Origin of the sequence: Bradyrhizobium sp. 604_D8_N2_3, assembly GCF_051810765.1 — a bacterium.
Taxonomy (GTDB): domain Bacteria; phylum Pseudomonadota; class Alphaproteobacteria; order Rhizobiales; family Xanthobacteraceae; genus Bradyrhizobium; species Bradyrhizobium barranii.
Genome location: NZ_JBPWPM010000001.1, coordinates 1,649,396 through 1,663,823, shown reverse-complemented (window position 1 = coordinate 1,663,823; position 14,428 = coordinate 1,649,396). Strand labels below are relative to the sequence as shown.

Annotated in this window: 3 protein-coding genes and 12 pseudogenes; 11 read left to right on the top strand and 4 right to left on the bottom strand. The window is 60.7% G+C overall.

Going from position 1 to position 14,428, the window contains the following annotated elements:
• Position 1: 1 nt before the first annotated feature.
• The 3 pseudogenes from istA (AB7245_RS07760) to AB7245_RS07750 form a co-directional block, all read left to right on the top strand.
• Positions 2-1,515 (top strand): annotated as a pseudogene (gene istA, locus AB7245_RS07760) (IS21 family transposase).
• Positions 1,512-2,323, top strand: a pseudogene (istB, locus tag AB7245_RS07755) (IS21-like element helper ATPase IstB). Before istA (AB7245_RS07760) ends, istB begins: the two co-directional pseudogenes overlap by 4 nt.
• Before the next feature lie 130 nt (positions 2,324-2,453).
• Positions 2,454-2,723 (top strand): annotated as a pseudogene (locus AB7245_RS07750) (P-type DNA transfer ATPase VirB11); the annotation flags it as partial.
• Positions 2,724-2,952: 229 nt separating this feature from the next.
• Here AB7245_RS07750 and AB7245_RS07745 read toward each other — a convergent pair.
• A pseudogene (locus tag AB7245_RS07745) lies at positions 2,953-3,219 on the bottom strand (IS3 family transposase); the annotation flags it as partial.
• A 223-nt stretch (positions 3,220-3,442) separates the two neighbouring features.
• Between AB7245_RS07745 and AB7245_RS07740 the strand changes: the two are divergent.
• Positions 3,443-4,799, top strand: a pseudogene (locus AB7245_RS07740) (IS110 family transposase); the annotation flags it as partial.
• A gap of 21 nt (positions 4,800-4,820) precedes the next feature.
• Here AB7245_RS07740 and AB7245_RS07735 read toward each other — a convergent pair.
• Positions 4,821-5,078: pseudogene (locus tag AB7245_RS07735) on the bottom strand (transposase); the annotation flags it as partial.
• Positions 5,079-6,351: 1,273 nt separating this feature from the next.
• On the opposite strand from AB7245_RS07735, the gene AB7245_RS07730 reads away from it, so the two are divergent.
• The 3 genes from AB7245_RS07730 to AB7245_RS07720 all read left to right on the top strand — a co-directional run bounded on the left by AB7245_RS07730 (position 6,352) and on the right by AB7245_RS07720 (position 9,237).
• A complete protein-coding gene (locus AB7245_RS07730; protein ID WP_439035720.1) occupies positions 6,352-6,600 on the top strand; it encodes an oleate hydratase in 249 nt (82 codons plus the stop codon).
• The gene (locus AB7245_RS07725; protein WP_439034122.1) at positions 6,548-7,555 is read left to right on the top strand and encodes an oleate hydratase; all 1,008 of its coding nucleotides are present in this window, start codon (positions 6,548-6,550) and stop codon (positions 7,553-7,555) included. Before AB7245_RS07730 ends, AB7245_RS07725 begins: the two co-directional genes overlap by 53 nt.
• Before the next feature lie 248 nt (positions 7,556-7,803).
• Positions 7,804-9,237: a hypothetical protein gene (locus AB7245_RS07720; protein WP_439034121.1), complete on the top strand. Its 1,434-nt coding sequence runs from the start codon at positions 7,804-7,806 to the stop codon at positions 9,235-9,237.
• Between the two features lie 61 nt (positions 9,238-9,298).
• On the opposite strand, the pseudogene AB7245_RS07715 reads toward AB7245_RS07720, so the two are convergent.
• Positions 9,299-9,810 (bottom strand): annotated as a pseudogene (locus AB7245_RS07715) (IS66 family transposase zinc-finger binding domain-containing protein); the annotation flags it as partial.
• Positions 9,811-10,026: 216 nt separating this feature from the next.
• Here AB7245_RS07715 and AB7245_RS07710 point away from each other — a divergent pair.
• Positions 10,027-10,269 (top strand): annotated as a pseudogene (locus tag AB7245_RS07710) (transposase); the annotation flags it as partial.
• A gap of 94 nt (positions 10,270-10,363) precedes the next feature.
• Positions 10,364-11,061 (top strand): annotated as a pseudogene (gene istA / locus AB7245_RS07705) (IS21 family transposase); the annotation flags it as partial.
• Between the two features lie 206 nt (positions 11,062-11,267).
• Here the strand turns inward: istA (AB7245_RS07705) and AB7245_RS07700 are convergent.
• A pseudogene (locus AB7245_RS07700) lies at positions 11,268-12,301 on the bottom strand (IS110 family transposase).
• 80 nt (positions 12,302-12,381) lie between these two features.
• Here AB7245_RS07700 and AB7245_RS07695 point away from each other — a divergent pair.
• Together AB7245_RS07695 and istA (AB7245_RS07690) are read left to right on the top strand one after the other, a co-directional pair.
• Positions 12,382-12,636 (top strand): annotated as a pseudogene (locus AB7245_RS07695) (IS21 family transposase); the annotation flags it as partial.
• A gap of 134 nt (positions 12,637-12,770) precedes the next feature.
• Positions 12,771-14,293 (top strand): annotated as a pseudogene (gene istA / locus AB7245_RS07690) (IS21 family transposase).
• Positions 14,294-14,428 lie beyond the last annotated feature (135 nt).

The window sequence follows — 14,428 nt, the reverse complement described above, 5'->3', positions numbered from 1 at the left end:
GTTGCCAGGCTGCCATGTCACCGATCACCAGATGAGGCTCTACATGAAGTTCCGTCAAACCACTTCGCCGCCAGTGGCGGCCGCGAAGGTGTCGTTCAGTTCGTCGACCGCCTATCGGCTCGAGAAGGATCTGCGTCTTCCGTCGCAAAAGAAGTCACCGCGGCAAAGGCGCCGGCCGGATCCCTTGGCCAACGTCTTCAACCTGGAGGTCGTGCCGATGCTGAAGGCGGCTCCCGGCGTGCGGCCCGTGGCTATCTTCGAGGAGATACTCCGACGCCATCCTGAGCTGGCGGCCGGAATCCGCCGCACCCTGGAGCGCCGGATCCGCGCCTGGCGAGCAATCCATGGCGCGGAGCAGGAGGTCATCTTCCGCCAGACCCACGACGTGGGCCAGGTCGGCCTCTCCGACTTCACCGATATGGGCGAGCTTGGGGTCACCATCGCGGGCGTGCCGCTCGATCATCGCCTCTATCACTTCCGGTTGGCCTATTGCCGGTTTGAACACGCCCATGTCGTGCTCGGTGGCGAGAGCTTCGTCGCATTGGCCGAAGGGCTGCAGAATGCCCTGTGGTCGCTCGGTGGGGCACCGCGGCAGCATCGGACCGACAGTCTGTCGGCCGCCTTCTGCAATCTCGATCGCAATGCGAGGGACGATCTGACCAGGCGGTACGAGGACCTCTGCGCTCACTACGGCATGCGGCCTTCCCGCAACAATCGCGGCATCGCCCACGAGAACGGGGCGATCGAGAGCTCGCATGGCCATCTCAAGCGGACGATGCCGATGCGCTGCTGTTGCGCGGCACTGCCGACTTCGATGATCTCGCCGCCTATCGCGGCTTCATCGACGAGATCGTCAGCCGCCGCAATGCCCGCAACGCCAAGCGGATCGACCACGAGCGCGCCATCCTGCAGGCGTTGCCAGATCGCCGCACCTCGGACTACGAGGAGGTGATTGTCCGCGTGACGTCAAGCGGCGGCTTCACCTTGCGCAAGGTGTTCTACACCGTGCCGTCGCGTTTGATCGGGCACCAACTGCGGGCGCGCCTTTACGACGATCGTCTCGACGTGTTCGTCGGCGGCACCCATCTCGTCACCCTGCCGCGTGGGCGGCCACATCCCAACGGCAAGCACGACCAGGTCGTCGATTATCGGCACGTGATCCATTCCTTGAGGCGCAAGCCAATGGCACTGCTCAATCTCGTCTACCGTGATCGGCTGTTCCCGCGCGATGCCTATCGCCGAACCTTCGATTGCTTGCGCGAACGGCTGCCGGACAAGAAAGCCTGCCGGATCATGGTCGATCTGCTCGCACTGGCCCATGAGCGCGGCTGCGAGGCCGAACTCGCCGATTATCTCGCGACCGACCTTGATGCCGGCCAACTGCCCGACCTCAACCGGCTGTGCGCTTACTTCGCGCCCGATCCGGCCTGCGTGCCGCACGTCGTGGTGCAGCTCGCACCACTCGCCACCTATGAGTGCCTCATCGGAGCCGGCGAGATCGGAGGTGCCGCATGAGCACGGCCAACACCATCGACACCGCGCGCCTCAATCTGTTGCTCAACGAGTTGCGGCTGCCAGCCATCAAGGTGCTGTGGCCGCAATTTGCCGAGCGGTCCGACAAGGAAGGCTGGCCGGCGGCCCGCTTCCTCGCCACCATTGCCGAGCACGAGATCGCCGAACGCGGCCGCCGCCGCGTCGAGCGCCATCTCGTCGAGGCGCGGCTGCCCGCTGGAAAGACCTTCGACAACTTCGACTTCGAGGCTGTGCCGATGATCTCCAAGGCGCAGGTGACCGCGCTCGCCGCCGGCGACGGTTGGCTCGGCAAGGGCGCCATCTGCTGCTGTTCGGCCCGCCTGGCGGCGGCAAGAGCCACTTGGCGGCAGCCATCGGCCTGGCCCTTATCGAGAACGGATGGCGCGTCCTCTTCACCCGCACCACCGATCTCGTCCAGAAGCTCCAGGTGGCGCGGCGCGACCTCAATCTCGAGGCCGCCATCAACCGCCTCGATCGCTTCGACCTGCTGATCTGCGATGATCTTGCCTACGTCACCAAGGACCAGGCCGAGACCAGCGTGCTGTTCGAGCTCATCAGCGCACGCTACGAGTGGCGTTCCATGCTGATCACCGCCAATCAGCCCTTTGGAGAGTGGAACAGGGTCTTCCCGGATCCTGCTATGACGCTCGCCGCCATCGATCGCCTCGTTCACCACGCCACCATCGTCGAGATGAACGTCGAAAGCTATCGCAGGCGCACCGCGCTCGAGCGGAAGCGTGGTCCAGGGCGACCATCCTCGCACGCGACACCAAAAACACTCGCTGATTGACGCTCCGCGACAACCAAAGCGAACAAAACTCTTGCGCGCGACAATCATCGCGGCAATCATCACCTCGCCGCGACACCAACTCGCCATCCTGATTGTCGCGCGCTTCCCATCCAGATTGTCGCGCTATAGCTTGCGGATACGGCCAGATCGGCTCCTGCTGCAGGACCTTCGCGATGGGACGGCGTTCTTCTATTTGAGGAATGTGAACTCCGAATGTCCGGGTCCATCACAACGGTCCATGCCGACAGGCCCGGCTCGCCTTCGAGCAACTGACCTTGTTGGTGAAAGGAAAGCGCGAAGGCCCTGACCTTCATCGCGACGATATCCGCTCGCTGCTGCTGCTTCTGCCGACGTCATCGTCCAGATGCAGAAGCGAGATGGCCACTACCGCATCTCGTAAATCTATTATAACCCCGTTCGCAAACGTAACCACGCCAATTATACGAGCGATTCCATGAAACCTGCGGTGGACCGGGTTGAATCAGCGCTGTGTGGCGCGAGCACTGGCCGATGGCACGCTGGTGGCCTTCGATGATCGTCCGCGACACGCCTGAGGCCAAGGCCTGGCTGGTATCGCTGGCGTATGACAGGGCCAAAGACCATGGGCTATCCGCATGAGTGGACGACGCGTAGAGCGCCTCTATTCCCTTCCGCCGCATCAGCGTTTTGACATGCCGGCGGCCGATCTTGCACCCCTCGGCAGCTAGCAGGCCTCGCAGCAGTCGCGAACCGGCGAAGGGAAACTCCAGATGCAGCCGGTCGAGGCGTTGCATGATCGCGAGATCGGCGTTCGGCACTGGGCGCGGCAGGTAATAGACGCTGCCGCGTCTGATCTGCAGAAGTCCCGCCTGCCTGGTGATCGATAGATCGAGCCCGCCGTCGATCATCGCAAAAACTGATCTTGGCGCTGCACGCCCCCTGTGGGGTAGAAACGAATTGGCGATAGACTGCGTTCGGAAGGGAGCGGCCGATACGATTTTGGTGGCATTTAACCCCGTCAAACAACCTGGTCCATGAGCTGTTGCGGACTTGAGAGTGGTGACGCCGCAAAGGCGATCCCGTTTAGGAATCTGATCAATTGCGCAGCTCAGCCCTTCTCTGTCAGCAGGAGGATTGCAGATGTACCGCAAGGAGTCGAAGTCCAAGGTCGACCGTACCATGCCCATGGTGCACCCGAATGCGGCTGCCATAGATGTTGGTGCGACTATGCACATGGCTGCCGTAGGACCTGATCACGCACTTGAGCCAGTACACAGTTTTGGCACATTCACGACTGATCTCGATCAACTGGTAAGGTGGTTTGTGGAGTGCGGAGTCGAGACCGTCGTGATGGAATCAACCAGCGTCTACTGGATTCCGATCTTTGAGCTTCTCGATGCACGAGGATTTGCCGTGTTTCTTGTCAACGCGCGCGATGCCAAGCACGTACCGGGGCGCAAGACCGACGCCAGCGATGCGCAATGGCCGCAGCGGCTCCATTCGTTCGGATTGCTGCGGGCGAGTTTTCGGCCCAAAGGGCAGATTGCGGAGCTGCGTGCCTACGTGCGTCAGCGCGAACGTCTGCTGGAGTACGCCGCCTCACACATCCAGCATATGCAAAAAGCATTGACGGAGATGAATCTTCAACTCCACCACGTTGTGGCCGACATCACGGGCGCGACTGGCCTGCGCATCATTCGCGCGATCCTTGCCGGTGAGCGCGATCCTGAGACGCTGGCGTGCTTGCGCCACTACAGTTGCCATTCCAGTGTCGAGACGATCGCGAAGGCGCTCACCGGAAGCTTCCGCGCGGAGCATCTGTTTGCACTCGATCAGGCACTCGCCCTTTACGACGCGTATTGGCATCTGCCTGCGATTCCCGAATCGAAGCTGTGTTGAAGGAACTCACTATCCATAGGGATCATGATCATGGATCAGCGCCGCCGGTCTCGCGGCGTCGGAACAGAACCGATCAAGCGAACGCTCTGGCTTTCGACGTCCGCGCGTCGTTGTTTGCGCTGCTCGGAAAGGACGTCACCGCCATCGACGGCCTCGGTCCTTACCTCTCGCTGAAGCTGATCGCAGAATGCGGCGACGACCTTGCCTCGTGGCCAAGTGCAAAACATTTTACCTCCTGGCTGGGGTTGGCACCGAGCAATAAGGTCTCCGGAGACAAAATGCTCTCGTCCCGAACGCGCCGATCCGGCGGCCGGGCCGCAGCTCTTCTGCTGCCTTGCTGCCGTAACCGTCGGACGCACTGATACCGCGCTCGGGGCCTTTTATAGAAGACTGTCGTCCGGCATTGGCAAGGCCAAAGCAGTCACCGCGACGGTCCGCAAGATAAGCAGTCCTGTTCTATAACGCTGTGCGTCACGGAATGGACTACGTCGATCCCGGGGCCTCGTCCTATGAGACACGCTATCGGACGCGAGTGATCAACAATTTGCACCGACGTGCCAAGGCATTCGGCTTTGTCCTGCACCCCTTGGAACCGGGAGCTGGGTGCCGTTTCTTAGGAATCGTTCTCCAGCGTCAGCTCCCCGATCTTGGCATGCAGCGACTTCACATCGATCCCAGGCGTAGCCGGCGCAGCGCCGCCAGGTCCAGAAACTCCGGAAGCGCTACCCCCCAGCTGCGCCTTCCACGCCGTGATCTGATTGGGGTGGACGTCAAAGTGCTCGGCCAGCTGAGCTATCGTCCGGTCGCCCTTGACGGCGGCAAGCGCCACCTTCGCCTTGAAGGCCGGTGTGTGGTTCCAGCGTGCTCTTCTGCTCATCGTCGCTCCTGATTTGCAGGCATCAGCGTGCCCGCTGTCAGGCAGAAACTCCACTTATCGACCTGTTTTTGCGGAGCCGGCTCTCACTACTCACAGAAGGGCTATAGTCACCTAGCTGAGAACCGCGGACAACGAACCTACTACTTTTGGTACAGAACCGGGTCCGCACATTTTGAAACGAGCGATGATGGAGTGTCAGCGTGACAGTGGGCACGCTGGTGCCCACTCATCAGGCGCGGCAACGAGCAGACGAGCACCGTCGTCGATGTCGACGGTGGCGCCTGCCGCCATTAAGGGCGAAGGGGCCCGGCTCGCCTATCGACGCGCGCAAGCTGCTTGACGAGATCGCCAGGAGGTCCCGAACAAGTTTTCACTCGAGGTTCCGGACTTGAGCAACTTCCAACTCAGAGTGCTGCGACCGACCGTTTGAATTCAATTGGCGCAACGCCCTGTCAGGCACGGCGCGTCTTTGCCGACGGACCATGCGCGGCGGCCCAGCAGTCGTTTGTGGGGCCGACGGTTCCGATCGACATCGATGCGGATTCTGACGCGGGAGCTGAAGCGGCGGCCCCTTGACGATCCTGATCAGCGACAAGATCGCCGTCGATCGATCATTCCGCCCGAAATGCTTTCTTTGAATCGATCAGGGCTAAACAATTTATTGTCTCTGGAGGTCGGCTGCACCACGGATGCCGCGATCCGTTCACCTGGGGCGGTCTTTGCACCACCGCGATCTCGCGAGAATGTTGATCGCGGGCTGCTTCGAAAGCCACGTCCGAACGGTCGCAGTTTCCCTGTCGGGCAGCAGGGTAACAAACTGCCGATCCGACGAACTGGATAATCTCTTGCGCGGAGTAGACGCCTTGCGGCTTCAGCAGCGTAAGGGGCGGATTAGCAAGGCGTGCGGCGGGCGCTGTCCTGCCGACGCTTCGTCCCGGCAACAGCTACCTAAAGGGGTAGGCCCAGCTCCTCCGACGATGGGTTATGTTGTGATGCGTCGCATTGGTCCGTTGGCAAGCGCGTGGGAGTGTCAGCCCACCGGGCGGGTTCACATTCGCGAAAACTCGAACAGCTCTCGGTTAAGCTGAATAAATCATGGTTGCTGCGAGTGCCGGAGACTACTTGACTCCTCCAATGCCTCCGATTTGACGCTCCGCAACGTCAGAGATCCAAATAAGAAGACCGTGGGGAGAGCAGGAGCCCCCCATTGCCCGAAACTGACGACCACCGGATCGACATACGCGATACGACCTGTGTTCTCGGAGGACCTCATGTGCCCAGCGCCCCAGTTATCGCGCCCCCTCCACAGGCGGCTCCACGTAGAACCTATTTGGTCGGAACGGGCATCGCCGCGTTGGCGGCTGCGGCCTATCTCATCAAGGAGGGCGGGCTTATGGGCCCCAGTGTGGTGCTGTTCGGAGAGACCGCGCACTTTGGCGGTAGCCTCGACGCAACGGGCAATCCGAAGGATGACGATGCGAGCCGTGCGGCTGGAGAAGGGGGCGGAGGTCACCGATATTGATGTCTTGATCCAACACGGGCAGAAGACTGCCACGTGCCTACGCTACAAGCAGGGCGGAGAGCATCGCGCTATAGATCTGACGGAGCGAGATCTGGTTTTCATCACGAACGGGTCGATGACATCCGACACCAGCTACGGCTCAATGGACACGGTTCCGGTTCTGAACAGAGAGCGAAACGGCAGCTCTTGGAAGCTATGGGAACGTTTGGCCAGCATAAGCCCGGACTTCGGTCAGCCCGCGGCCTTTGTCTCTAGTCTTGCCAAATCCAAATGGGAGTCCTTCACGGTCACGGGCGATGATTCGACCTTCTTCGATCGGCCTGAAGCCTTCACCGGAAGCAGTGCCGGGCACGGCGGACTGATCACGATCAAGAATTCCAATCGGCTTCTGACCTTTGTCCTTAACGCACAGCCACACTATTTCGAACAGCCGAAGAATGTTTGGGTCTGGTGGGGTTACGGGCTGTTCCCAGACCAACCCGGTAACTTCGTCCATAGGCCCATGTCAGAGTGCACGGGGCGTGAGGTCCTTATCGAGTTGCTTTCGCACTTGCGCTTTACGGATAGTATTCCGCACATTCTCGGCAGCTCACGCGTCGTGACCGCGATGATGCCCTACATCACGGCCCAGTTCATGCCACGGACTGGGACGGACCGACCGAAGGTCATTCCCAAGGGATCGCGCAATCTCGCCTTCACCGGCCAATTCTGCGAAATGCCTGACGACGTCGTGTTTACGGTGGAATATTCCGTTCGCGCCGCGCAAACCGCCGTGTTCACCTTGCTCGACGTTAAACGCGGGCTGACACCTGCTACTTCATTGCGCATCGACCACAGCAGAAAAGACACGACTAGCCGCGTAGGGCGGCCCAGTCAACCTCTTGCAATAATACCAAACGATCCGGAAAAATGTGAGAGAAGTCCTGCAAGGGTGCGGCAGCTATTCCGGGACTGAGACTAGTTCTCGCGGCGGTCCTTTATGCGATCCGGCAAGGTGCGTCCTGAATTCCGTCGCGGTGGACAGCCTGGCAGTTCGCGGCGCGAAATACATCCGATTCGCCAGCGAGCGCGCATGGATGTTGTGGGAGCGAGTTGCGACCTCTTCCCGAACATAGGCGGCAGATTGCCCGCCCAGGCAAGTATCACTTTGTTCCGGGACCATTTCGTTTCCCTACCTAAATCCGCAGTATGGAGTTCTTTGCCTTGGATCACGATACCATCCGCGCCGAGCTGATGTACTTGGAGTCGCTTGGCTCCCGACTCTCCGGCTCAAAGTCCCATGATCGACTTATCGAGCACGTCAAACAGCAGTGGGCCGATTTCGGCCTGCGAGTTCACGAAGACATTCTGCATTTCGATCGTTGGAGCATGGCGGCCGAAAACCGGAACAGTCTGCGTCTCGATATCGACGGACGCGACGTAGCGATCTCTTCGGTCTTTCCCTATTCCGGCACGACCGGCCCCCCAGGGATCGAAAAGCAATTGCATAGATTACGGGGCCCAATACCCCGATGGGCTAAAGCTCGCGGAGGAATTGCAGTCGTCGAGGTCCATAATCGTGAGTTCCCGCTTGGTGCGGTGGTCAAGACTTGGGACCGGGCTCGCGCATGGGGCAAGACCACTATGCCGCTGATCCCAGCTACACTCGCCGGCCTCGGCCTGACGCCTGCGAGACGAGCTGGCGTCGAAGCGGTGATCTTCGCTTGGCGCGGCATAAGCACCGCCAACGCCAAAGGACAGTATTTACCGTTCACGTTGCCCTACCAGAACATTCCAGCCGTCTTCGTGGCTGGAGACGAGGCCGACTTTGTACTCGCCGCCGCTTCACGAGGCGGCCAGGGAACGCTGATCGTTGATGCCGTGATGGAACGAGACAGCACCATGCGCACGATATGGGCGGTTGTAGAAGGTCGCAGCGCAGCCCATCAAACTGTGCTATTGGTGAGCCACAGCGACGGTACCAATATTCTCGAGGAGAACGGTCACATTGGTTTGGTCGAACTCGCCCGGCAGATGGTCGCTCAACCATTGGCGCGCACCGTCGTGTTCGTGTTAACCGCTGGACACCTGCGGATTCCGGCGCTCACTGACGATGGCCAAGCGACTTCGCGCTGGTTGCGGGATCACCCAGAGTGGTGGGCCGGCGGCCCCGGAAATCGCCACGCGGTGGCAGGTCTCGTGATGGAGCACCTCGGCGCTCGAGAATACCGGGACGATCCTGTCAACGACGCCTACGAGCCGACCGGCAAGCCCGAACCCGAATTGCTCTACGCCTCCACTCCGCAGCTGGCTGCGCTTATCGAATCAGAGTGGCGCACAACCGACGAACGACCGAGAGTGTCAGCCCCAAACGCGCTCATTCAATTCGGCGAAGGCCAGCCGCTCTACCTCAAAGGCATCCCGAACATCGCGCTCGTCACCATACCGCAGTACCTGCTAAGTGTTGAGCCGGGTGACTACGTCGACATCGCTCTGCTGAACAGACAATTGAGCAGCTTCGCGCGCCTGCTGCGACGAATAGACACCATGCCAATAAACGAGATCGGCACCGTCAAACCCATCACTTCACTCGTGAAAGCGGCTAGTGCGTTGCGTGCGATCGCTATTTTGGCTCACAACTGGTCGCACTGGCGATAAACCGCTTTCAGCAACCTGCGAATTTCGGGGAATAGATCCTCCGGTCCGGACCGAACCTGGGGACGGTTGCCTTCCTCGGCAGGCTGCCCTCGATCAGCCGGGCCAGCGTCGGCCTGCATGCGCCATCTTCGCAGGCTCGGCAGGCGTATTTGGGCGTCGGGTGACGACAACGCGGAACTGCGCCAGCACCATGTCCAGCCGCTCGCTCCTGTCTTCACCGATCTGATCCAGTCCGCCTTGGCAGGAGGAGCAGATCTTGTCGTCGGGTCGAGGACGACCTCGATCCGCGGAACATGGGCCGGAAGTGCCCCGCGATTGTTGCGGCGCTTGCGCGCCCGTTCGGTGCGACCTTCCGGAGCTGTCTCGTCCTGGCTGGCTTCCGTACAAGCCGCAACCTGTTGGACATCCTCTAGACCGAGTACCATCTGCTTCTCAGGAGGCGTCTCGGTCTTCCGGCCAAAAGCGATGACGCTGCAGCTCCTTGATGATCTGGCGCAGCCGCTCGCTCTCGTGAAGCGCTGCCAGCGGCAGCGCCTTGAGCGTTTCGGGATCATCAGGAAGGTTGTCGCTCACCGGCAATCAGCGCATATTCGCGCCAGCTTGACGATGCGCTCGATGCCCCTGATTCGCGCGGCCCACAATTATCCGGCTTTCGTCGGGACGATCGTCTCCCGTGCCGCGTGGACACACCGGCAGTCAAGCCCCTCAAGCAGCGCCGACAATTCCGCCGCCGACAAACGCGTCACGCCATCCCGATCTTCAGCCAGCGGAAGACGCAGTCTTCGCTTGATGGTCCGGCGCAAGATTGAGGCGGGACTTACCCCATGGATCGAGCGAGCCCGCGCCAGTCTCGTAGCTTCGTTCGCCAATGGTGTCGCCAAGGATGAGGCGGCAGTGCGGGCGGCGATCACTTCACCTTGGTCCAATGGGCAGACTGAGGGTCAGATCACGCGCCTCAAACTCGTTAGACGTCAAATGTACGGTCGCGGGAAAATCGACCTGCTTCAAGCCAGACTAATTGGCGCAGAATAATCGGAGCTGCACCAAAATTGCGTCAGAGCCCAAGCGGGACCCCTGGATCAGGGTCCACAGTGGCTTCCATCGAGTCATGGAAGCCGAGGTTGGGATGCTGGTGGTGGAGACGATTGGTAAGATCCGTCGCGCCTACTTTGTTGATGGTCGTCCGATCAAGGCGATCTGCCGAGAACTTGGCGTATCGCGGAAGTTCGCAAGGTCATTCGTTCTCAAGCGACGGAGTTCCGGTATGAGGGCGAGACGCAGCCACTCCCGAAGATGGGCGCCTGGAGTGCCGAGCTTGACCGGCTGCTGGCAGGGAATGAGAGCAAGGCGGCGCGGGAACGGCTGACGCTGATCCGGCTATTCGAAGAGCTTCGCGGCCTGGGTTATGCCGGCGGCTATGATGCGGTTCGTCGATACGTGCGAGGGTGGAGCAAGGAACGCGGCACCTCCACAGCGTCGGCCTATGTGCCGCTGAGCTTTGCACCAGGCGAAGCCTACCAGTTCGACTGGAGCCACGAGGTCGTCCTGCTGAGCGGCACCACGGTGATGGTGAAGGCTGCTCATGTCCAGCTCTGTCACAGCCGCATGCTGTTCGTGTGGGCCTATCCGCGGGAGACGCAGGAGATGGTGTTCGACGCCCACGACCGGGCGTTCGCCCTGTTCAAAGGCACCTGCACCCGCGGCATCTACGACAACATGAATACCGCCGTAGAGACGATCTTCGTCGGTAAAGGCCGTCTCTACAATCGCCGCTTCCTGCAGATGTGCAGCCACTTGTCTGATTGCGGTTGCTGGCACAAGGGTTCAACTCGTTACCGACAGCCTGCGAGGCTCGCTCTTGTCTACGAGGTCGACGTTCATAGCCGCCTCACGATGGTAGTCCGAAGATCGGGAGCTGCTATCTATTAGGCGCGTGCTGCAGGCACAGAGGTTGCAGCGCAGTCACCCCGACCTCGTCCTCGCAGGACGTCGTCCCGCCTTTTCGGCGGATCCGCTGAATTGCTAATTGATCATGCGGTCGCCTCCTCGCGGGTCCATCGGAACTCGCTTCCATCGGCCCAGATCCGATGCATCACGATCGCTAATTTTCGTGCGACTGCTACGACCGCTCGGCGAAGGCCGCGTCGCCTGGCCACCCTTACACCCCAAGCCTTCAATGCGGGCCAACGCTTGGTGCGGGTTAGAAGTGCAAGCGCGGCCTGATAAAGTATGGTCCTGAGCATCACATCGCCACACCTCGAAATAGCGCCATTCCGATCGGTTTCCCCAGATGCGTATTTGCGTGGCGTAAGGCCAAGATGCGCGCCAACATCGCGGGAGCGTTGAAAGCGATCCGGGTCATCAATGGTTGTTAGAAACGTGATTGCCGTCAGTGCACCTACGCCCGGTATCGTCATGAGCCGCTGACATGTCGGTTCGCGGCGTACTATTTCAAGTACCATCTTGTGCAGGACGCCGTACTGTTCACGCAGCGCGGCTCGAGCCACAAGCATTGGGCGCAGCATCGCCGCGAGTCGTGGATGGCCATCTGTAAGTTCATTAGTCTGCTGCTCAAACGTCGCTTGAGATATACGACCAGACAGCTTTAAGCCGAAGACGCGTAAGACGCCGCGAATTTCGTTCTCGATATCGATCTGCTTGATCAAAAGCGTCTTGCGATTGTTGAGAAGCATTCGTAGCTCCTGGCTCACGTCACCCTTGTATGAACAACGGTGTACCAGCCGACCCGCATTACCTGTGCAATGGCGCGAGCGTCGTTTCGATCGGTCTTAATCGGCATCGTCTTAGTCACGCCACGCAGTCTTCGGGGATCGATGCAGACTGCGTGTAAGCCGGCAGCACGCAGTTCGCTGTACAGCCAACGAGCGAGACCACCAATCTCAATCCCGATCTTGACAATGGGCAATCCGCTTTCATTGAGCCAGGCAACAATAGCCTCCGGTTCCGAAAGTGCCTTGCCCTCGCGAATGACGACGCCATTCTCGTCCACAACACAGATAGCCGTCTCCTTTAGCGAAACATCCAGACCGACATAGTGCTTCATGTTCCCGCTCCTGCTGCCACCGGCTCGCCGGCTTCCCTTCCAGGCTGAGCCTTTCGAGCAGCAACCGCAATCACCCCATCTATCTGGTCGATCCGGTCGCCTGTACGCCAGCGTCGGGCTGGGAGAAGGGGCAGGTCGAGAACCAGGTCGGGCTGGTCCGAGAACGCTTCTTCACGCCGCGGCTGCGGTTCAAAAACCTCGACGAGTTAAACGCCTGGCTGCTCGACAAATGCATCGCCTACGCCAAGGCTCATCGCCATCCGGAGCTGGCCGATCAGACGATCTGGGAGGTGTTCGAGGCAGAGCGTCTCAACCTCGTCCCCTATGCAGGTCGGTTGCGCGTTTCGCGGGATCGTGAGCACGGATTTCAGACGATCGTGAGCACGGATCGTGAGCACCTTTTGGCGGTGCCGGGGGCCGACAACTCAACTGGGCTACGGATTTCTCATTCAGCCAATGAGGAAGCCTGATGCCTACCCAGAGATTGTCGATGCACCGGATCAGAGAAGCCAGGGCCTGACCGAGCGCTTCATCGCGCGGACGTTGGAGTGAGCAATGGCGTCGTCCATGGTTACGGGCGGCGTGCCCGCCTTGCCGGGCTGAGCTGGCCGCTGCCGGAGGGCATGGAGGACGAGCGCCTGGAGCTGCTGCTGTTCCCGACGCCGACGGCAGCCTCGCAAAGCGACCGGCGACCGGCCCCCGATTGGGTTTATGTGGAGAAGGAACTGCGCCGTCGCAGCGTGACACGGCTGCTGTTGTGGGAAGAGTATCGCGCCGCCAATCCCGACGGCTTCGGCTATACTTGGTTTTGCACGACCTTCGAGGCCTGGAAGCAGCGTGCGCGCCCGAGCATGCGTCAGACCCACATCGGCGGGGAGAAGGTGTTCGGGTCGATTCCGCCGGCGACACCATCGACATCTTCGATCCCATCACCGGCGAAGTGCGCGCCATGAAGCTGTTCGTCGTCGGCGATGGGGGCCTCGAACTACACCTACGCCGAGGCGTGCCCAAGCGAGAGCCTGTCCGACTGGATCGGCGTGCATGCCAACCTGTTCAGGTACCTCGGCGGCGTGCCGAAGTTCGTGGTCTGCGATAATCTCAAGGCCGCCGTGACCAACCCCGATCGTTACGATCCTGAATCAACCGAACCTATGCCGAGATGGCCGGCCATTATGGCACCGCGATCCTGGCGGCGCCGCCAAGGCGACCAAAGGACAAGGCGAAGGTTGAGGTCGCCGTCCAGATCGCGCAGCGCTGGATCCTGGCCCGCCTGCGCAATCAGCGCTTCTTTTCCCTGGCGGAACTGAATGCTGCCATCCACGTCCTGGTCGGCGTACTCAACGCCCGCCAGATGCGCGGTTTCGGGTCAAGCCGCGCCGAACTGTTCGCCGAGATCGATCGTCTCAAGCTGGGAGAACCGCCGGACCAGCCGTATGTCTTTGCGCGCTGGAAGCGTTGTCGCGTCGCCCCTGACTACCAGTTGAGATCGACGGCCATTGGTATTCTACCCCTTACCGTCTGATCCCTGAACTCGTCGATGTCCGCATCGCCGACAAGACCGTCGAGATCTTCCACAGGGGTCAGAGGATCGCGAGCCACGCCCGTGCGCCCAACCGCCGCAGCCATGCCACGATCGCCGATCATATGCCGAGCGCCCATCGCCGCTACGGTAAGTGGATGCCGAGAGGGCTGATCGCGGCCGGCGAGAAGATCGGCCCCTCTGCCGCGGCGTTTTTCCAGGGCATCATCGCGGCAAGGCCTCATCCCGAGCAAGGCCTTCGTACCTGCCTCGGCATCCTGTCGCTGACCAGGAGCTACGACAATGCGCGCGTCGATGCGGCCTGCCGACGCGGCATCCTCATCAAGGCTCGCTCCCTCGCCTCGATCCACTCGATTCTCAAGAACGGCTTTGATCGCGCGTTCCTTGACGAGACATCCAACGATCAACCCCTGCGCCACCGCAACATCCGCGGTAAGGGTTATTTCCAGTGAACCATGGAGATCTCAATGCTGATGCATCCCACCCATGAACGGCTGATCGCACTCGGCTTGACCCGAATGGCCGAAGCCCTGGAGGAGCAGCGACGATCGTCAGATCTCGCTGCCTTATCGAGATGGGCGGAGTCG